At 34.4% G+C, this 22,060-nt stretch carries 16 protein-coding genes; 5 read left to right on the forward strand and 11 right to left on the reverse strand.

Translation table 11 applies throughout. The features are described 5' to 3' along the window. Nucleotides 1–21: 21 nt before the first annotated feature. The 10 genes from bioA to OYT91_RS12820 form a co-directional block, all read right to left on the reverse strand. Complete coding sequence (gene bioA, locus OYT91_RS12775; RefSeq protein ID WP_281238270.1) at nt 22–1,326, reverse strand: adenosylmethionine--8-amino-7-oxononanoate transaminase; 1,305 nt, start codon at nt 1,324–1,326, stop codon at nt 22–24. Nucleotides 1,327–1,328: 2 nt separating this feature from the next. Further along, nucleotides 1,329–1,946 carry a dethiobiotin synthase gene (bioD, locus tag OYT91_RS12780; protein ID WP_281238271.1) on the reverse strand — a complete coding sequence of 206 codons (618 nt, stop codon included), beginning with the start codon at nt 1,944–1,946 and terminating at the stop codon, nt 1,329–1,331. Nucleotides 1,947–2,079: 133 nt separating this feature from the next. Continuing rightward, entirely contained in the window at nt 2,080–3,216 is a 1,137-nt protein-coding gene (locus OYT91_RS12785) for an aminotransferase class I/II-fold pyridoxal phosphate-dependent enzyme (protein WP_281238272.1), read from the reverse strand. 111 nt (nt 3,217–3,327) lie between these two features. Continuing rightward, complete coding sequence (locus tag OYT91_RS12790) at nt 3,328–3,609, reverse strand: FoF1 ATP synthase subunit delta/epsilon (RefSeq protein WP_264565893.1); 282 nt, start codon at nt 3,607–3,609, stop codon at nt 3,328–3,330. Between the two features lie 84 nt (nt 3,610–3,693). After that, nucleotides 3,694–5,205, reverse strand: coding sequence for a F0F1 ATP synthase subunit beta (gene atpD / locus OYT91_RS12795; protein WP_269224497.1), 1,512 nt, complete (start codon nt 5,203–5,205; stop codon nt 3,694–3,696). 263 nt (nt 5,206–5,468) lie between these two features. Continuing rightward, a complete protein-coding gene (locus OYT91_RS12800) occupies nt 5,469–6,962 on the reverse strand; it encodes an SGNH/GDSL hydrolase family protein (protein ID WP_281238273.1) in 1,494 nt (497 codons plus the stop codon). A gap of 37 nt (nt 6,963–6,999) precedes the next feature. Continuing rightward, a complete protein-coding gene (locus OYT91_RS12805; protein ID WP_281238274.1) occupies nt 7,000–9,837 on the reverse strand; it encodes a TonB-dependent receptor in 2,838 nt (945 codons plus the stop codon). A gap of 302 nt (nt 9,838–10,139) precedes the next feature. Further along, nucleotides 10,140–11,987 carry a glutamine--fructose-6-phosphate transaminase (isomerizing) gene (glmS, locus tag OYT91_RS12810; RefSeq protein WP_281238275.1) on the reverse strand — a complete coding sequence of 616 codons (1,848 nt, stop codon included), beginning with the start codon at nt 11,985–11,987 and terminating at the stop codon, nt 10,140–10,142. Between the two features lie 8 nt (nt 11,988–11,995). After that, the gene (gene bamH / locus OYT91_RS12815; protein ID WP_281238276.1) at nt 11,996–13,645 is read right to left on the reverse strand and encodes a BamH family beta-barrel-assembly machinery protein; all 1,650 of its coding nucleotides are present in this window, start codon (nt 13,643–13,645) and stop codon (nt 11,996–11,998) included. A 21-nt stretch (nt 13,646–13,666) separates the two neighbouring features. Then, nucleotides 13,667–14,473 (reverse strand): glycogen/starch synthase, encoded by an 807-nt coding sequence (locus OYT91_RS12820; protein ID WP_269224493.1) that lies wholly within the window; start codon nt 14,471–14,473, stop codon nt 13,667–13,669. A 107-nt stretch (nt 14,474–14,580) separates the two neighbouring features. Here OYT91_RS12820 and panC point away from each other — a divergent pair, with 107 nt between their 5' ends. The 5 genes from panC to OYT91_RS12845 all read left to right on the forward strand — a co-directional run bounded on the left by panC (nt 14,581) and on the right by OYT91_RS12845 (nt 20,652). Beyond that, on the forward strand, nt 14,581–15,429 hold the full coding sequence (panC, locus tag OYT91_RS12825) for a pantoate--beta-alanine ligase (protein ID WP_281238277.1): 849 nt from the start codon (nt 14,581–14,583) through the stop codon (nt 15,427–15,429). Nucleotides 15,430–15,434: 5 nt separating this feature from the next. Next, complete coding sequence (panD, locus tag OYT91_RS12830; RefSeq protein ID WP_269224491.1) at nt 15,435–15,785, forward strand: aspartate 1-decarboxylase; 351 nt, start codon at nt 15,435–15,437, stop codon at nt 15,783–15,785. A 179-nt stretch (nt 15,786–15,964) separates the two neighbouring features. Next, nucleotides 15,965–17,215 carry an alpha/beta hydrolase gene (locus OYT91_RS12835; protein WP_281238278.1) on the forward strand — a complete coding sequence of 417 codons (1,251 nt, stop codon included), beginning with the start codon at nt 15,965–15,967 and terminating at the stop codon, nt 17,213–17,215. Nucleotides 17,216–17,217: 2 nt separating this feature from the next. Further along, the gene (gene radA, locus OYT91_RS12840; RefSeq protein ID WP_281238279.1) at nt 17,218–18,579 is read left to right on the forward strand and encodes a DNA repair protein RadA; all 1,362 of its coding nucleotides are present in this window, start codon (nt 17,218–17,220) and stop codon (nt 18,577–18,579) included. A gap of 111 nt (nt 18,580–18,690) precedes the next feature. Beyond that, the gene (locus tag OYT91_RS12845; protein ID WP_281238280.1) at nt 18,691–20,652 is read left to right on the forward strand and encodes a transglycosylase domain-containing protein; all 1,962 of its coding nucleotides are present in this window, start codon (nt 18,691–18,693) and stop codon (nt 20,650–20,652) included. A 316-nt stretch (nt 20,653–20,968) separates the two neighbouring features. Here the strand turns inward: OYT91_RS12845 and OYT91_RS12850 are convergent, their stop codons facing one another. After that, complete coding sequence (locus tag OYT91_RS12850; protein WP_281238281.1) at nt 20,969–22,006, reverse strand: NADP(H)-dependent aldo-keto reductase; 1,038 nt, start codon at nt 22,004–22,006, stop codon at nt 20,969–20,971. Between the last annotated feature and the right edge of the window lie 54 nt (nt 22,007–22,060).

The raw sequence follows: 22,060 nt of genomic DNA on the forward strand, positions 1-22,060 counted from the left end.
GTTTCTCTTTGCGAAATAATTTTACGCTATTTCCAATGCTTTTTCGACTACTTCATACACTATTTGCAATTGTGCATCCGTAATGACATAAGGAGGCAAAATGTAAACAATATTCCCAACAGGACGCAAAATCACACCATTTGCAATAAAAAAATCATAAAGTTTGTTGCGCAATGTCCCATAATAACTTGCTGAAGATTCTGTTTTTATTTCTAAAGCAAAAATAACTCCTAACACTCGAGTCACAGTAACCATTGGGTGATTTTCAATTCGCATTTTAAATTCCAAATGCCTTTTATTTATGCGAACTAAATTATTTTGCATAACATCCGTTTCCAACAAAGTCAAACTAGCCAAGGCCGCCGCACAACCCGTAGGATTTGCCGTAAAAGTATGGCCATGAAAAAGTGCTTTATTGATATCGTCATCATAAAAAGCGTCAAAAAGAGCTGAAGTAAAAGTCGTTATCGCCATAGGAATGGTTCCTCCAGTCAACGCTTTGGACAAACAAATCATATCTGGTTTTTGTGTCAAATAATCACAGGCAAACGTTTTTCCCGTTTTTCCAAATCCCGTCATCACTTCATCTGCAATTGTCAGAATATTATTTTCTAGACAAATTTGAAGCAATTGATCCAATGCTTCGGGTTCATACATCACCATTCCAGCAGCACCTTGCACCAAGGGTTCAAATATAAAGCCCGCGCAATTATTGTTTTTAATGACTTCACGCAACGTATCAAAACTAATTTGCTCCTGTCCTTCTAACGGAACCGGAATCCGAACCACATCAATAAACATTCCTTGAAATGCCTGTGTATAAAACGATATTCCGCTGGCAGCCATCGCCGCAAAAGTGTCACCGTGAAAAGCATTTTCAAAAGCAATAATCGTCGTTCTCTTTTCGCCTTTATTATAGAAATACTGCAAAGCCACTTTGATGGCAACTTCAACAGATGTCGAGCCATTATCAGAGAAAAAAACTTTCTTTTGATTATCAGGCAAAATAGCTAATAGCTTTTCGGCCAAAATAATGGCTGGTTCATGAGTAAATCCGCCAAACAAAACGTGTTCTAAAGTTGTCAATTGCTTGTAAATCGCATCGGCAATGAATTTATTGGAATGTCCATAAGGATTGACCCACCAAGAGGCGATGGCATCAATATATTCTTTTTGATTTTCATCCCAAAGCAAAGCCCCTTCCCCTTTCGTTATAGCAATAGGAAGTGCTGCCGTTTTGTGCTGCGTATAAGGGTGCCAAAGATATTGGCTGTCTCTTTCGATTAGCCCCCTAGCCCCCAAAGGGAAAATATTTGTAGTACTCATAATTATAAATTCAATAATTTTTCTCGAAACCGATCTGCATATTCTTTGATTACATTTTGGTCAAAGTACGGTTCTTGCTCGATTCTTCCAATACATTTAATGCCTGTTTTATTCAAAATTACAGATTCGGTTGATTTATTTTCATCCCCAGAAAAAATAATTCCAGCAATCGCTATTTTACGATTAAGCAAGGATTCAATAGTAAGCAACGTATGATTGATACTCCCTAAATAATGTCTTGACACCACAATCACTTTATAATCTGATCGAATCAAATCAATGACACAATCCGCTTCATTCAATGGTACAAAAACACCCCCTGCTCCTTCTATAACAAGATGATTATTCGTATTTGGTTCTATTATATTTTCTAAATCAATAGAAATTCCATCAATTTCAGCAGCAAGATGTGGACTTGCTGGCGTGTTGAGCAAATAGCTATTGGGGTGAATTACCGTTGTAACATTAGAGACAAACGACTTGATTTTATGACTATCAGAATGATCAACATCACCAGCTTGTATAGGTTTCCAGTAATCAGCTTCTAAAGCTTCTACTATAATGGCAGAAGCAATTGTTTTACCTACATCGGTAGAAATTCCTGTAATAAATAGTTTCATATATTTTTATTTCGCAAAGATTCGCAAAGTTAAAAGAAGAAACACCAAGATCTACATTCAAAAATTTCTTTGTACACCTTTGCGTTTTTCACTTTGAAAACCTTAGAGTTATATTTTTAATTTAAATTTATTTCTAAAAAACAAAGCTACTCAATAACGTCAAGACTTTGGTAATTTCTTCTTTGCTATTAAAACTGTGCAAGCAAAACCGCAATCGTTCCTGTCCTTCGGGAACAGTTGGCGAAAGTATGGCTTTTACATCAAAACCATTTTGTTGTAGCAAACTCGCAATACTTTTTACCTTTTCATTTCCTGGAATAATCACACTTTGAATAGCCGATTTACTGCGAACAAACAACGGATTCAAATACAACATTTTTTTTACCTGATTGAAAAAAACAATATTCTCTCTAAGCGATTCAATTGCATTTTTATCTGTTTCTAAATGATGGTAGCCCATTAAAATAGTTGCAACAGAATGTGGAGAAAGTCCTGTGGTGTAAATAAAACTTCGAGCAAAATTCACGAGATAGGACTGTAACTCATTCGAACCCAAAACAACTGCTCCATGACAGCCCAATCCTTTTCCAAAAGTCATAATTCTAGCAAAAACCTTATCCTGCAATTGTAAACTTTGAATCAATCCTTCTCCTTTTTCTCCGAAAACACCCAAAGCATGAGCTTCGTCCACCACTAGATAACAGTTGTACTTTTCAGAAACAGCAATCAATTCTTCCATGTTGGGACAATCGCCATCCATAGAAAAAACAGATTCAGTCACAATATAGATTAAAGTGTTAGGATTCCGTTGAATTAGCAACTCCAAATCCTCAAAATCATTGTGTTTGAATTTATAGGCTTTGGCAATCGATAATTGTATGCCATCTCGAATCGAAGCGTGACAAAGTTCATCATACAAAATGAGATCCCCTTTTTGAGGAACAGTGCCAAAGAAACCAACATTGGCATCATAACCCGAATTGAACAGTAAAGCAGTTTCTGATTGATGGAATTGGGCAATTTTGTGTTCTGTTTCGGTATATAAAGAGTGGTTTCCGGAGAGCAAACGCGAACCCGTGGCTCCGTTACTTTTTATATTTCGATCCAATAAAAGTTGATGGGTCTCGTTGAAAATCATTTCGGATTTTGAAAAACCGATATAATCATTCGAAGCAAAATCAATTAAATCATTCGGCTGTGGAAGAATGCGTAATGATTTATTTTTGTTGCGGATTTCGAGTTTAACGGCAAGGTTTTTGGGAAAATTCATAAAAGCAAATTTAAGAAAATATTTTTTTTACCTAATGATCTTATATAATCTATTTGCTCAAAATAAAAATGCCTGACAAGAGCCAGGCATTTTTTTTAAAACTAAATTGTCTTAGTCAGCTAAAACAATTACTTTATTATCTTTTAACTCCAGAGTACCTGAGGCAATTTCTAAAGTATAATTTTGATCATTTACTTTGGTAAATAAACTGGCAGTTTCTTCGTTTAAATCAAAGCTAGGAGCAGTGATATTAACGGTTCCTTTTTGCAATAAAGAAACTATTGGCGCGTGGTTATTCAACATTTGAAAACGACCGTCTACTCCTGGAACAGAAATAGAAGTGATTTCTCCTGAAAATAATTTCGCTTCTGGTGATACTATTTCTAATAACATATTTTTTATAGTTAGAAGATGGAAAATGAAAGATGGAAGATGAAGAATTTACTTCTAACTTCTAACTTCTGACTTCCAACTTTATTAAGCTTCTGCCAACATTTTTTCTCCAGCCTCGATAGCTTCTTCAATTGTACCTTTAAGGTTGAAAGCTGATTCTGGCAAGTGATCTAATTCACCGTCAATAATCATATTAAATCCTTTGATAGTATCTTTGATATCTACTAACACACCTTTCAAACCTGTAAATTGCTCCGCAACGTGGAAAGGTTGAGATAAGAAACGTTGTACACGTCTAGCTCTTGAAACCGCTAACTTATCATCTTCAGATAACTCTTCCATACCTAGAATCGCAATAATATCTTGCAATTGTTTGTATTTTTGAAGAATCTCTTTTACTCTTTGTGCACAGTCATAATGCTCATCACCAATAATATGTGGAGCTAAAATTCTTGAAGTAGAATCCAAAGGATCCACTGCAGGATAAATACCTAACTCCGCAATTTTACGAGACAATACAGTAGTAGCATCAAGGTGAGCAAACGTAGTTGCTGGCGCTGGATCTGTTAAATCATCCGCAGGAACGTAAACCGCTTGTACAGATGTAATAGAACCTTTGTTTGTAGAAGTAATACGCTCTTGCATCGCACCCATTTCAGTTGCCAATGTTGGTTGGTAACCTACCGCAGAAGGCATACGACCTAAAAGAGCCGAAACCTCAGAACCTGCTTGTGTAAAACGGAAGATATTATCAACAAAGAACAATACATCTTTTCCTTGATCAGAACCTGCTCCATCACGGAAATATTCAGCGATAGACAATCCAGAAAGTGCTACACGAGCACGAGCTCCTGGAGGCTCATTCATTTGTCCGAAAACGAAAGTAGCTTTAGACTCTCTCATTCCTGGCATATCTACTTTAGACAAATCCCATCCTCCATTTTCCATAGAGTGCATGAATTCCTCACCGTATTTTATAATTCCTGACTCCAACATCTCACGAAGTAAGTCATTCCCTTCACGTGTTCTTTCCCCTACTCCTGCGAATACAGAAAGTCCACCGTGACCTTTTGCAATATTGTTAATCAACTCCTGAATCAATACTGTTTTACCAACACCAGCACCACCAAACAATCCAATTTTACCTCCTTTTGAGTAAGGCTCAATTAAATCGATTACTTTAATACCTGTAAATAAAACTTCAGAAGAGGTAGATAAATCTTCAAATTTTGGAGCTTGCTTGTGAATTGAAGTTCCGTTTTCACCTGTTTTTGGTAAAGCAGGCAAACCGTCAATAGCATCACCAATTACGTTAAACAAACGACCGTAAACATCGGCACCAATTGGCATTTGGATAGGATTTCCTGTTCCAACCACTTCATAACCTCTACTCAAACCATCTGTTGAGTCCATCGAAATGGTACGCACCGTGTTTTCACCAATGTGAGATTGTACTTCAAGTACTAATAACGTACCATCCTTTCTTGTGATTTCTAATGAATCATAAATTTTCGGAAGTTCAACATCTTTTCCGTTGAAAACTACATCGACTACTGGTCCAATGATTTGGGCAACTTTTCCTATTACTTTTGACATTACTTATGTGTTTATTAAATAGCTATTTAGGTTTATGAAATACAGCCCATCGAAATCGCTCGACTGGATACTTTTTTCAGAGTGCAAAGATAATTTTTTAAAATATAAAATCAATATTTTTTTTTATAAAAAAAGCTAATTTTTTAATGAATTGACTTTTAAGTCGTTTCAAACTATCAAATCAAAGCATTTTACATGAAATACAAAAAAAACCACCTCGTTATAAACAGGTGGTTTAGATATTAATTTAAAAATTAAATTTATTACAAAGTTTTCGGATATTGAATTCCATATTTCTCTAAATCTACTGTTCTTAAAGTGGAATCGTATTTTTTATTTATTGCATTTACAAAAAGATTAGCAATATAAGCATACCCTCTTGGACTTGGATGAACACCATCTAATGAAAAAGCACCACCAGTAACATATGCAGAGGTAATCTGAAAATTCCCAAATGGAACACCCGTTGTAGACAATTGAGTCATTGCTGCTTTAGCATCTACAAAGGCTAAACCTTTTGCATCAGCAATTGATTTTATCGTTTCGTTATAAGCATTAGTAGCCGTTACTACTTCTTTTATTTCATCTTTTGATAAAACCCATTGATCAGATAAAGGAACCGAAATCCCATTTATTTTAGTAGGATCACTACCTACTGGAGTACCTATAAAAGAACTAGCTAGCAATACTACCAAGTCTTCTTTAGTAGCCTGTCTATAAGAAGGAACTCCATAAGCGGATAAATTAGTTAAGTAACTATCAACAATTACAACAGCATTATTACCTGGAACAAATTTTATAGTTCTTCTAGCTGCTTCTTCTGGTGTAATAGCATTAAAATCCTTCACCATTTTTTGTAAACCAGCGTTGTATTGTGCATAACCAGCGTTTAACTGATCCGCTTTTGTAGCATCCAAAGCTACTGGATTATAAGGAACTGTAGTAAAATACGGCAGGGTAGTAACATAAGGTAAATTGGCAACTACACCTTTTGCTCCTTTTGCTGTCAAATTAGCTACCAAAGCATTATACACATTTGCAAAAACATTTGGATCAGTAATATCATTTCCTCCATAAGTTGAAGGATCCAAATTACCTGTTTGGTTTACACCAATTCCACCTGATGTTGCATACCCTAATACATCATTTCCACCTATAAATAAAGAAAAGAAAGTTGGAGATTGCGCTAATGCATCAGCCAAAACAGTAGTTGAACCCGAAGTAGCAAAACGTGCATAATATGGGTTTGCTTTACCCGAAGCCACAAATGCTACGTTTCCATATCCTGCAGCTAGTAAATGATAACTTTTCGCCCCAGGAACACCCAAATTATTAAAAGGACCTGTTAAATGAGTCGTTACTTCTGTAGTTGGAACACCAACTACTGAACCAATAACAGGCTTTTTAGTTTTATCATCAAATGAAATAATAGCTTTTCTTGTTCCTGCAATAACATTTCCGCCTAACAAAAGACCTCCAAAATTATCTGCCATTAGCGGAGTTGTAAAAGTTCCACCTCCAGCAGGCTCAAATTGTTGCGCCAATATATTCACGTATGAATTTTCTTGTCCCGCTTTAAAAAGCGCACCATCACTATACCCTGCCGCAAAAGAATCTCCCAAAGCCACATATTTTGTCAAAACAGCTGCACCAGGAGTAACTGGTACTTCTACAGGAGCCGAATCTTCATCGTTATTATTATTACATGCTACAAAGCTTAAAGAAGCTAATAGTAGCCATTTGAAATTTTTTATCATATTCTATATTTTTAAGTTTTTGTCTTGTCTAATTTAATTATGGATTAATTGTCATTGAAGCAAACCACTGTTGCCCAATTGAACCAGCTCCAATTACTTGAATATAATCTTTTCCTCCAATATTAGTTGCCCCTACTTTGAACAATAATTTACAGGTTGGAACAGCATAATTGATTTGAGCATCAACTACAGTGGCCGAAGGAATCATACCATCAGCAAAAGAGGATTGCCATAAATACTCAGAATTCCATCTTACATTGGTATTGAATCCAAAATTTTTAAATAATCTTGTATTCCCTAAAGAAGCTTTAACCCTGTGTTTCGGAGTATTAAATCCAGTTACAAAACCTGGGTCTTGTGATTGATCAAAATCCAATTGCGAATAATTATAATTAGCACCTAATTCGAAGTTTTTATATACTTTTTTAGACAATCCCAAGCCAAAACCTAAAGAAGCCACATCTGCAGAAGTATTCGAATACACTTGGTAAATCCTTCTATCTCCTCTAACCAAAGCATAAACTGGACTTAATGGATCAGTCGGAACAAAAGCAGCATTCACATCACCGTAATACACACCAGCTACTCTAGAAGTATTCAAGAAATGATTGTATTGATTGTAATACCCATTAATATCCACTGACAAATCATTATTGATTATAGTTCTGTATCCTAATTCATAAGCTTTTACTTCTTCTGGACGAACTAAATTTACGTTTGCCGATTTTAATTTAGCAGCAGCTCCAGCCACATCCGATGGATTCTTAGCCAACTCTTTACCAAATTCTTGTACAGAAGTTAAGGTATAAGATTTATTGTAAGCATTTGTTCCATCCATAACAACAGTTGCAGTAGGTTTTCCTATAGCTGTATATGCAGCTTGACCAGCCGCACTCACATTTCTAACTTCAGAATAACGAACTAAATTCTCAGGAGCAGATCCAATTAAAGCAAACGGCCCTAAGTCAAGTCCAATATACTGATCTTGTGTAGTAGGATTTCTAAAACCTGTTTGGTAAGAAACTCTAAAATTGTGTGTTTTTTTAGCCCCAGCCGAATAAACTGCAGAAATCCTAGGAGAAATATTTCCATCAAAATTTTGACTTTTGTCGTAACGAATAGAAGCAACCAACTTTAAACGATCTTCCAAAAGCAATTTAGACGCTTGAGTATAAATACCATATTCATTATAACGAATTGGACCATCATAATCGGTAAAAATAGAACCACTAGAATTCATTTCGTATTGACGAGCAGAACCACCTACCTGAATTTCAGCAAACTTCATTAAATCTTTAAAATTATAGTTTACATCCGCATGATAAATTTTCGATTGATCTGTAAATTTCGAACCTTTTGTAAAGTCTGGATCACTTTTAACAGCATTTAAAGCAGCATTAAATTCAGAAGAACCTGGCTCAAATCTTGGTTTACCAGTAGGAGTAGGTAAAAAAGTCTCTAATCCTACAGGCTTAATATTATAATCGGCATAGTTTCTAGCATTTAATGCAGATAAAGTTGCATCTGTACCTAATACTGCACCAGAATACTGAAACGCAGTAGCATAATTAGTAAACCATTCCGTATCCGATTTAGCAGCTCTTTGAACATTCCAACCTGCAAAACGCATATCATATGAGTTCCCAGCATCTTCAGCAGAACGATAGGCTCTTGCAAAAAAGTTTTTACCTTTTACTTCAAATTTAATTTGACTCATAAAGAAATCATTCAAAGCATATCTGTTTGCTCCTTGATAGATCGTATTCCCTAATCCTAATTTGTATTGAAGAATAAATTCAGTGTCATTTTCCCATGGTTTGAAATGCATAGAGAAATCGGCTTTTACACTGTTCACTTTATTATCATTCAAGTCTTTTTCACGGTATCCTGTTCTACTTACTTGGCCTACATTAGTAATAAAAGTAGTCACCTCATCACCATAAATATTTAAACCATCATAATTTTGATTTGTTTCATGGCCTATAGTTCCGCCAGTCATACTTCTTCTATCATCAGCGATCCATTCTGTAGCTTTCATATAGTTAAAATTAGCTTTCACAGCAAAATGTTTACTAAAAGCTGTAGCGGCTCTAAGCCCCATGTCAAAATAATCATTGGTTCCCGCCACATCTTGAGAAGTTTGACCGTATTTAACATAAGTACTAATTCCTTGATTGGTAAAAGGGCTTTTACTATTCATGAATAAAATTCCATTGAAAGCATTAGCACCATACAAGGCAGACGATGCTCCAGGCAAAAGTTCTACACTAGCTACATCAATATCAGAAAGCCCAATTAAATTTCCCAAAACAAAGTTCAATGCAGGAGAAGAATTATCCATTCCATCTACCAATTGCATAAAACGAGTATTTCCTACGGCAGCAAAACCTCTGGTATTAACCGTTTTAAACGAAATACTACTCGTATTGAATTGTACTTCTTTTAAATTCTCAAGACCATCATAGAATGTTGGAGCAGTAGTACTTTTTACTTGTGCAATTCCCATTCTCTCAATCGTAACAGGAGATTGAAGCACACGTTCAGGAGCTCTAGAAGCAGAAACAACAATTTCATTTAATTTTGTTTCTTCCGAATTAATTTTAACCCTAACTTTTTGAGATACCGTTTCTATCTTTAACGAAGAAGACAAATACCCTAGGGCGGTAACTTCAATTGAAAATGGAAGCGTTTGATTTGTGACCAAAACAAAAGAACCATCATAATCCGTAATAGTTCCTTCCTTTGATCCAGCAATCGAAACATTTGCTCCTGGGATGGGTTGATTATTCTCATCAGTTACAACACCTTTGATAGAATTTTGCGCAAAAGATATGCTACAAAAGAACAATGTTAAAAAAAGTAAATACAATCTCATTTCTCTAATTTTTGTTGGTTAATGGCGCCAAATTACATATATTTTTTAATTATCAATAGTTTTATTTAAAATATTTGTTATTATTATTAACGTTTACATCAATTAAATAACAATTTCATATTTTTACTTTTTACACTTTTAATAATAATATAATGCGATATACATATTAAATACTATGCATACATAATAATTTAGCAATTCTATTAAATTTATCATAAAATTTACATCGATTTCGTAAAAAGTAAAAAACAAAAAAAGGCGAGAAATAAATCTCGCCTTTTTTAAAATTTTAAATAAATTAACTATTCAACAGTTACCGATTTTGCTAAATTTCGAGGTTGATCAACATTACAACCTCTCATAACAGCTATATGATAAGATAATAATTGCAAAGGAATTGTTGTAATCAATGGAGATAGTGCATCTGATGTTTCGGGAATCTCAATTACATAATCCGCTAATTCACGAACTTGAGTATCTCCTTTGGTAACAACAGCAATAATTTTACCGCTTCTTGATTTAATTTCTTGTATATTACTTACTATTTTGTCATAATGCCCTTGTTTTGGTGCAATTACAATTACTGGCATTAATTCATCAATTAATGCAATTGGACCGTGTTTCATTTCGGCAGCAGGATAACCTTCAGCATGAATATATGAAATCTCTTTAAGTTTTAAAGCTCCTTCTAATGCAACTGGAAAATTATAACCACGCCCTAAATACAAACAATTTGGAGCATCTTTAAATATAGCGGCAATTTCTTTTGCTTTATCATTAGTCTCTAGAGCTTCCTTAACTTTTTCAGGAATTATTTCTAATTCTTGTAAATACATATGGAAATCCGACTTAGATAAAGTTCCTTTGGCTTGAGCCAAACGAAGCGCAATCATTGTTAACACCGTAATTTGAGTAGTAAAAGCTTTTGTAGAAGCCACACCTATCTCTGGCCCAGCATGTGTATAGGCACCCGCATGAGATTCTCTTGAAATAGAAGAACCTACTACGTTACAAACACCAAAAACAAAAGCTCCGTGCTCTTTTGCTAATTTAATTGCTGCCATTGTATCAGCTGTTTCACCAGATTGAGAAATAGCAATAACAACATCCTTACTATTAATTATTGGGTTTCTATATCTAAATTCAGAAGCATATTCTACTTCAACAGGGATTCGAGCAAACTCTTCAATAACATATTCGGCAACCAGACCAGCATGCCATGACGTTCCGCAAGCAATAATAATTATACGATCTGCATTCAAAAACTTCTCAAGATTATCTTCAACACCTGCTAATTGAACAATTCCTTCATTGGCATGTAATCTTCCTCTGTAAGTATCTTTTATTACACTTGGTTGCTCATAGATTTCTTTTAGCATAAAGTGATCGTAACCCCCTTTTTCAATTTGTTCCAAATTCATTTGAAGCTCTTGAATATAAGGATCAACAATAGTATCATCTTTAATTTTACGAACCTTCATCGGTCTATGAAGTCTGATATTAGCCATTTCACCATCTTCAAGATAAACCGCATTTGAAGTATATTCAATAAATGGTGAAGCATCAGAGGCTATAAAATACTCTCCTTCACCTATACCAATAGCCAAAGGACTCCCTAAACGTGCAGCAACAATTTCATTTGGGTTTTTTTTATCAAATACGGCAATTGCATACGCACCTACTACTTGATTTAAAGCTACTTGAACTGCTTTACCTAATTTTAATTTTTCCTTTTTTTGAACTTCTTCAATTAGATTGATCAAAACTTCAGAATCAGTATCAGACGTAAAAACATACCCTCTATTTATTAACTCTACTTTTAAAGGAGCATAATTTTCGATGATTCCATTATGAATAATTACTAAGTCACCGGAATTAGAAACATGAGGATGCGAATTGACATCATTCGGCACACCATGAGTCGCCCAACGTGTATGTCCAATTCCAATTGTTCCGTTTGTAGTAATTTCTTTCTCTGCTTTTGCTTCAAGATCCGAAACTTTTCCTTTAGTTTTAGACAACTTTATGTTTTCACCATCATACAACATTACACCCGCACTGTCATATCCGCGATATTCCAACCTTTTTAATCCTTTTATAACAATAGGATAAGCTTCTCTATAACCAATATATCCAACTATTCCGCACATACTATATTTTAATTAGGTTTTGTATAATAAATTTCGAATTTCAATCTTTTTTTATCATCTATTGGCAAATTATTACCATATAGAATAACTCCTAGCGGATTCATCACAGAAGCCATTGGTGCAAATAATGGACTACCATTTTTATCTTTTAATGCATAAAAACTGGATTTATTTATATCCTCTGTAATTACAAGTCCCAACTTTACATTGGTAGAATCTTTATATTTAACAAGATTTCGTATGTGATTTGTAATTCTCAATTTATAATAAGAACCGCCACCATTGGCTGCCGTTTCTTTAGCAAGTATACCTCCAAAAATGTATTTATTATATTTAGTGTTTGAAGAAACCGTGGTACTTTCATAATAATCCGATAACACCTGATTGTTCGTATAATCATATAAGTAAATTCTCTGAGGCACAAAACTGGAACCCATTTCGGTTGTATTTAAATGAAAAACCAAATTAGCTTGATTAATAAGATATTTATTGGTACGCATTATATCCAAATTATCAGGCACTCCATTTTTCAGGCCGCTAACGCCATCATCTCCAAAATTATCTACATCACCAAACAATTTCACAACAGATAATGAACCTGCCCCTCCTTTTAGATAAAGATTAGGATCTCCATTAACTTCGTCTACATTAGATTTTAGGGTTGCACTGATATACTTTGCATTACTATTACTTTCATCTAGCAAACTAACCGTATTCCCTTTTAATTCCAATATCAAAGTTTTTTCAACAGCTTTTGAATCAATAGTTTCTGAATAGGTTACGGTAATCTTTCCAGCTTTAAAATTCAACATCGCTAAATTTCCATCATTACCATTTACCGCTTCTATATTAAAAAACAATCCTCTAAAATAATTTTTAAAAATTTCATTGGTAGCTAATGAACCCGCTGGCGCACCTAATGCTCCGAATAATTTTTCCTGAAAAAAGGCATTATTCAAATTCAATTGCATACCTGGAGGAGTTCGCGTGACAACATCCTTACCATCAACTTGTGTAGTAACCCTATGTTCTGAAGGATCAAAAAAGAACTCCAAATTTTGTGACAAATCCGTTTTATCATCATTAAGATAGTAAGGTGCATTATTCAATGGAATTATTTGAGAATAAAAATCATCATACTGATCATTATAAAATTTTTGTGGCTTCAAAAACTGCTCGGCAGGATCTAAATCCCTCATAAAATAACCAGATTCATAGATACTGAGTTTCATCTTAGATTTTTCTGGTAGCCCATAAATTGAATCCAAAACATAAGTACTGTTCCCATTTGAATTATCCAGAACCGTTTTAGTTTTATCATAAAAATAAGGTACCGTCAACACAACACTTTTTACAGTTGCAGTTTTATCGATAGTTGGACCTGGCGACGCTAACGCTAATTGAGTTACAAAATTAGCTTTTGTAGTACCAAAAGAAGGATTTACATAAATACCAAAAGCATTTACTTCCAAGTTATTGGTCTGAATTGCATTTAATTTTTGATTATATGCAACAACTGGAAACTCTTCTTTTGTAATACCAAAAGAATCACTATCTATAAGATCTTCACCGATAACACTAAACTCTTTATCACAGGAAACTAAAAGTGCACTAAATAAAAGGAAAGGAATTATTTTAAAAAAGGAATTTTTAAGCATATTTATTCGTAAATGAATTATTTATAACAACATATTTTTATAGAACTCGGTATAAGCTACCGCAAACTCTTCTTTAGATTTCAAAGTTAAAAAAGGTTTGTTTGAAGACTCTATATATTTTGTTAAACTTGAAGACACTCCTCCAGATGCAATTATAACTGCATCAGAATTAAGAATGGTAGTTTTCATGATATTTTCATAATTTGGAATCTCCAAATCGGTAATTGCTTCATCTGGAACACCATCAAATCTAACTTTATTGATCATTTCAACATCCAAAGTCCCATCAAATGATTGACTATAAACAGAAGTTACAATTTTAGTATCAGAAAATAAAGCTTCATTTTTGTAAAAATGTTTCATATAAACCGGCAACATAGAAGCCATCCAACCGTGTACGTGGATAATATCTGGAACCCAATTTAATTTTTTAACCGTTTCTACAACACCTTTGGCAAAAAAGATAGCGCGTTCATCATTATCAGGATACATAATTCCTTCTTCATCGGCAAAAGTGGCTTTTCGCTTAAAGTATTCGTCATTATCGATAAAATAAACCTGAATTCTTTCCTTTGGAATAGAAGCAACTTTTATAATCAGTGGCATATCCAAATCATTCACCACTAAATTCATTCCAGAAAGTCGAATTACTTCATGTAATTGATGTCTTCTCTCGTTTATATTTCCATACCTTGGCATAAAAATTCTAATTTGCCCGCCTTGATCATTAATCATTTTTGGTACGTCATAAGACATTAATGAAACCTCATTTTCAGCGAGATAAGGTACAACTTCAGATGATACGTATAATATCCTCTTATCTTTCATAGTATAAATTGATTAAGTATTGGCAATAAAAACCACGCAAAATTACAAAATTTTATGCAGTTATGGACTAAAATATTAAGTTTGCACCTAATATAAACAAAACGACTATGCAAATTTTCTATGGAAAAGCAGCTTTAATGGACTATTTAAACTCCATAAAGACTACAAATTCTACAATTGGATTTGTTCCAACTATGGGTGCTTTACATAAAGGTCACCAGTCCCTAATGTTTGAATCTATTAAAGAAAACGACATAACTGTTGTTAGTATTTTTGTAAATCCAACACAATTTAACAATCCTGATGACTTAGAAAAATATCCTCGAACTCTAGAAGAAGATATTAAAAAAATCTCCAATATCCATTCAGACATAATCGTCTTTGCTCCTACTGTTGAAGATATGTATGAAGGAAATACCTTATCGCAGTCATTTGATTTTGATGGGCTAGAAAATAAAATGGAAGGAAAGTTTAGACCCGGACATTTTGATGGCGTTGGTACCATTGTAAAACGTCTTTTTGAAATAGTTTCTCCTACTAGGGCTTATTTTGGAGAGAAGGATTTTCAGCAAGTACAAATAATAAAAAAATTGGTTGAAAAAAACCAAATCCCGGTGAAAATTATTGAATGCCCTATTTTTCGAGAGACAAACAACTTAGCGATGAGTTCTCGAAATGAACGCTTAACTTTGCAGCAAAGAGAAGAAGCTGGTATTATTTACAAAATACTTGTCCAAGCAAAATCTATGTTTGCAAATAATAGCGCGCAAAAAATCAATTCATGGGTAAAAAAAGAATTGGAAAAGAACAAAACCTTTACTTTAGAATACTTTGAAATTGCAGATGAAGCTACTCTTTCGACTTGCATTAAAAAAAATAAAAATAAAAAATATCGAGCATTCATAGCTGTATTTATCAATAACATTCGATTAATAGATACCATTTCATTAAATTAAACACTATGCACATTCAAGTTGTTAAATCAAAAATACACCGAGTAAAAGTTACAGGAGCCGACTTAAACTATATCGGAAGCATCACTATAGACGAAGCCTTACTAGAAGCATCCAATATAATAGAAGGCGAAAAAGTTTCAATTGTAAATATAAATAATGGAGAACGTTTTGATACGTATGCCATTGTGGGTGAAAAAAATTCGGGAATAATTACACTTAATGGTCCTGCTGCGCGTAAAGTACAAAAGGACGATATCATCATCATTATTTCGTATGCAACATTAGAATTTGAAGAAGCAAAAACTTTCAAACCTTGGATTATTTTCCCTAATGAAAACGACAATAGTTTGACATAGTTTAAATTTAAAAAATCTGAATCAATTTCCGAAAATTCTGTATACAATTTAAAAGTATATTTACTGCAATAAAATAACTGACATCAATTCGTATGAAATCGCCATGGCAGAAGCTGCCGCAAACACCAATGAAGATCTGGCGATACCATATTCCTATAAAAAACAAATATTATCTACATATGAAACAACTAGTAACACTTTTAATAGGACTTCTTACAATTACAAGTTATTCGCAAGTAAAGACAATCAGTTATAATTCAGACAAACTTCAAGAAAAAAGAGAATTATACATTTCACTTCCAGCTTCTTATGAAAAAAATCCAACGAAAAAATACCCTTTACTTTTCGTTTTAGATGCTGATTATTTGCTAAATCCGTTTTTAGGCACTTTAAAATATGGAGCATATTGGGATGATTTACCCGAAGTAATTATAGTAGGTATAGCACAAAATGACCAAAGATCAGTAGATTGTGGTTTAGACATAGTCACTGGAATGCCTGATGGAAAAAGCGTAGATTTTTTTGATTTTATATCTCTAGAACTTATTCCATACATACAAAAAGAGTACAGAACAACCAATTTTAAAATCATTGCTGGCCATGATCTCACAGCGGCTTTCTCTAACTTTTTTCTTTACAAGGACAATTCTTTATTCAATGCCTACATTAGCCTAAGTCCTGAATTACCAGTAAATATGGAAAATGAGTTGCCCAATTTTTTAGCTTCAAGCAAACTTCCTCTTTTTTATTATTTATCAACAGCTGATGGTGATGAAAAAAAAATGCAGGAAAGAATCAAAATCATGGACACTAAAATTCGAGCCATTCAAAATCCAAATTTGAATTATAAATTTGAAGATTTCACAGAAACCTCCCATTTCTCGATAGTTTTACATTCAGCTCCGACAGCATTATATCAAATTTTTGCTGCGGCCCAACCCATATCTACAAACGAATATACTACCAAAATAGCAACACTTAAAGAAGGTTATGTTGATTATTTAAAAACTAAATATGACATAATTGAAAATTCATTTGGTATAAAAAGTACCATTCGCATAAATGATTTTAAAGCAATTGAAGCAGCCGTATTAGAAAACAAAGACTATAATGAATTAGATGGTTTGGCTATACTTGCTGATAAAAGTTATCCAAAAAGTATGTTGGGCGATTATTTTTTGGCAACAATGTTTGAATATAAAGGTGATAATCCAAGAGCAGTTCGCTATTATATGTCTGGCTTCAACAAAGAAGAAATTGCAGATCTGACCAAAGATATGATGTTTGCCAAAGCAGAAGAATTGAAAAAAACCTTTGCAAAAAAACCAAAAATTAAAGGCAAAGTTGGTCAAGTTGAAGAAACTAAAGAAGTTCCTGCAGAAGAAACTCCTGCAACTGAAACTCCTGTTACCGAAGAAAAAAAACAATAAAAATGGCCAAAGTAAAAACAACCTTTTTTTGCCAGAATTGTGGCGCACAATATGCTAAATGGCAAGGACAGTGCAATTCTTGCAAAGAATGGAATACTATCGCCGAAGAAATTATTCAAAAACAAGAAAAAGTAGCTTGGAAAAGCGAATCTTCATCTACCAGTAAAGCGCCAAAACCTTTACGAATTAACGAAATTGACAGCGCCGAAGAAATTCGGCTAGACACTACCGACAATGAACTAAACAGAGTCTTGGGTGGCGGAATTGTGCCTGGCTCCTTAATTCTTTTGGGTGGCGAACCAGGTATTGGAAAAAGCACTCTTTTGTTACAAATTTCTTTAAAATTACCCTACAAAACTTTATACGTTTCGGGTGAAGAAAGCCAAAAGCAAATCAAAATGCGCGCGGAGCGTATCACTCCAAACGGAGACAATTGCTATATTCTTACCGAAACCAAAACGCAGAATATTTTCAAACAAATTGAAGCCATTCAGCCCGAAATTGTAATTATTGATTCTATTCAAACCTTACATACCGATTACATTGAATCAACTGCGGGAAGTATTTCTCAAATACGGGAAACCACAGCTGAATTAATAAAATTTGCCAAAGAAACCAATATCCCCGTAATTTTAATCGGTCACATTACCAAAGACGGAACGATTGCCGGACCAAAAATTTTGGAACACATGGTCGATACAGTGCTTCAATTTGAAGGTGATCGTAATCATGTCTATCGCATTTTACGCTCGCTAAAAAACCGTTTCGGCTCTACTGCCGAAATCGGAATCTACGAAATGTTGGGTAGCGGTTTACGAGAAGTTTCGAATCCTTCCGAAATACTAATTTCACACAAAGACGAAGAATTATCAGGAACTGCCATTGCCACAACCCTAGAAGGCATGCGCCCTTTGATGATTGAAATTCAATCTTTGGTAAGCACCGCCGTTTATGGAACTCCACAGAGAAGTACTACAGGTTACAACGCCAAAAGACTGAATATGATTTTGGCCGTATTAGAAAAAAGAGCAGGTTTCCGATTGGGAGCCAAAGACGTTTTTCTGAACGTAACTGGAGGAATATCAGTTGATGATCCTGCCATTGATTTGGCTGTAGTTGCCGCCATTTTATCGTCTAATGAAGATATTCCTGTCAATAAAGACTTTTGTTTTGCAGGCGAAGTGGGACTCTCGGGAGAAATTCGCCCTGTGAACCGAGTGGATCAACGCATTCAAGAAGCAGAAAAATTAGGATTTTCGACTATTTTTGTATCCAAATACAATAAAATTGCCTTAAAAAATACGGGTATAAAAATTCAATTGGTGGCTAAAATCGAAGACGTGGCCAGCCAATTGTTTGAGTAAAAAACAAGACAAACACATCAATAAGTTTAACACAGATTTCACAAATTCGCACAGATTAATTTGTGTAAATTTGTGAAATCTGTGTTAAAAAAAACTTTTTCCATTTCAAATATGAGAACTAACAAACAAAAGTTACTATTGGCTTCCAAAATACTTGGAATCGTTATTGTTGTACTCCTAATTGGTTTTCTAGCATTTAGAAATGAACTTTTAAACCAAGCCATCGATAAAGTTTCAACCACAATGAAACTGGAATACAACAGCGAATTTGCCATAAAAAAAGCTTCTTTTGATGGTGTTTCGGGAATAGAATTGGACGAAATTACTTTGGCTCCGAAAAATCTGGATACCATTTTTAAAATTCAAAAAATAAAAACCAGCGTTAATTTATGGCGATTGCTAATCGGCGATGTGCAGCTCGGTACCTTGGAAATAAAAAATGGTTATGTACAATTGACCAAAAAAGGCAAAATAAAAAACTTTGGCGTTTTCTTAAAAAAGGACAAAAACGAACCGAGATCCACTAAAAAAAGAGATTATGCCGAATTTGCCTATCGCATTATATCCAAAGTCCTTAATTTGGTTCCAACAGACATGAATATTGAAAATCTAGTATTCAAACTCGATGATAATGGCAAAAAAGCAACAGTAAACATCAAAAAACTATCCTTATTTGAAACCAAATTGGAATCGGCTATCGATGTTCAAACCAATACTTTTGCACAAAGATGGAAAATCAACGGAATGGCAGATCCTAGAAACAAAAAAGGGGATCTACGTTTTTTTAATATTGACACTGGCGCGATTAAAGTTCCTTATTTTGATGAGCGTTACAACCTAAAAGCAAGTTTTGATTCCATCCGATTCAATGTTCAAAATATTGACATGAGTGGCGGCGAATTGCACTTTGACGGTTATACTTCGATTACAAATTTGAAAATGAACCATAAAAGAATTGCTAACAAAGATGTTGTCATCAAAAATGCGAGATTTGATTATCGTTTCTTATTGGGTTCGGATTTCATCTCTATTGACAGCAGTTCGACCGTTCAATTCAACAAAATTAAACTTCATCCTTACCTTTCCTACAATACCGAAGAAGATACGGTTTATAAACTCAAAGTGGCTATTCCAAAAATGAAAGCGCAAGACTTTATTACTTCTCTCCCTGATGGTTTATTTACCCATTTCCAAGGTATGGAAGCCACTGGAGATTTTGATTATAAATTGGATTTTATGTTCAACAAAAACAGACCCAATACCATTGTTTTTAAGAGTAACATAACCAAACAAAATTTAAAAATAAACAAATACGGAAATATTGACCTGGGCAAATTAAATGGCGAATTTACATATCGAGCCATTGACAAAGGCGTACCACAACGCCCTGTTTTTGTAGGCGCCAGCAATCCGTATTACACGACTTTGGACCAAATTTCCCCTTACTTGCAAAAATGCGTTTTAACATCTGAAGATCCTTCTTTTATGTCACACCACGGCTTTATAAACGAAGCCTTCAAACAGTCGATTCTGAAAAACATTCGCACCAAAAAATTCTCTCGTGGGGCGAGTACCATAAGCATGCAATTGGTTAAAAACGTATTTCTTACCCGCGAAAAAACCTTGTCAAGAAAACTGGAAGAAATTCTGTTGGTGTACATCATCGAAAACAATCACATCACGAGCAAGCAACGTATGCTGGAGGTTTATTTTAATATTATCGAATGGGGACCAAACGTATATGGAATTGGCGAAGCAGCCGAATTCTACTTCCAGAAAAAACCAGCCGATTTGAATGTAAACGAATGTTTGTACTTGGCAACGATTATCCCAAAACCAAAAAAATTCATGTGGCAATTTGACCAAGAAGGGTTGCAAAAAGCCTATGCAACCAAACAACAGACTTTCTTGAGAAATTTAATGTTTCGCCGAGGTTTGTTAGTACCTGAAGACACTATTGGTTTGTCTAAATCTATCCTATTGACGGGTCGAGCGCATTCGTTATTGAACATCAAAGTTCAAGATACAACGGTAATTGATTCGATGGCGGTGAAGGAAGAGTTTGATTTTTAAAATTTACAGCTTAATTCTATAAATAACAGCATCTGTTAAAATAAATTTTCAAACCATATAAGTCATGTAAGTTTTTAGGCTGAATAATGCTAAGTAAAAACTAAGTCCATTTAAGTAAATACAAAACTTTTTTCACTTATTTTTACTTAAACCACTATTTGAAAAGCTAGTTTTATTTGTCTTATTTGACTTATATGGTTCAAAATAGAATGCTGTTTAAAATAGAATTTAGCGAAATTTACAGATCCTCAAAAAATGTTTTTTTTCATAAAATAACCCTTTCAAAGTTTTAAACTCTGAAAGGGTTATTCCATTATTAAGGTGCTGGATCTGGAATAACAGCTTGGATAGCATCAATCTCTTTCAGAATATCTTCGGTCAGTGTGACATTAATGGTGTCGATATTTTCTTTGAGTTGTTCCATTGTTGTAGCGCCAATAATCGTACTGGTCAAAAAAGGTTGTTGCTCTACAAATGCCAAAGCCAATTGCGTCAAAGTCAATCCGTGTTTATGAGCTAATTCTTGATATAATTGGGTAGCCTCGGTGCATTTAGCACTACTGTATCTGGAATATTGGGGGAACAAACTCAATCGTGCATTGGGATGACTTTCGCCTGTTAAAAACTTACCTGATAAAACACCAAAAGCCATAGGTGAATACGCCAATAATCCCACATTTTCTCGAAGACAAACTTCGGCGGAAGCATTTTCGAAAAGGCGATTTAGCAAAGAATACGGATTTTGAATCGTTTTGATTCTTGGTAAATTATGGTATTTACTTTCTTCCAGAAAACGCATCATTCCCCAAGGATTTTCATTGGAAACTCCAATATGCTTGATTTTACCTGCTTTTACAAAACCATCCAAGGCTTCCAAAACAGCATGAATATTGTCTTCCCAAGCATCGTCTTGAACTTTGAAACCCCTTTGTCCAAAAAAATTGGTTTTTCGTTCTGGCCAATGCAATTGATAAAGATCCAAATAATCGGTTTGAAGACGTTGTAAACTATTGTCTAATGCATACTGAATACTAGCTGGTGAAAAATCTAATTTTTCGCGCATATAACCGAAAATTGGACTTGGACCCGCAATCTTTGATGCTAGAACCACTTCGTCTCTTTTTCCGGTTTTCTTGAACCAAGAGCCAATAATTCTTTCGGTGCTTCCGTAGGTTTCTTGCTTTCCTGGAATCGAATACATTTCGGCAGTGTCAAAAAAGTTAACGCCTTTTTCGAGTGCATAATCCATCTGCGCGTGTCCTTCAGATTCTGTGTTTTGTTGACCAAAAGTCATGGTACCAAGACATATTTTGCTAACTTTTATATCGGTATTCGGTAAAGTAGTGTATTTCATTTTTTTTGAGTGCCTAAGATTCGGATAAACTAAATTGCTAAGTCTTTTTGACAG

This window comes from Flavobacterium praedii (genome assembly GCF_026810365.1).
Classification (GTDB): domain Bacteria; phylum Bacteroidota; class Bacteroidia; order Flavobacteriales; family Flavobacteriaceae; genus Flavobacterium; species Flavobacterium praedii.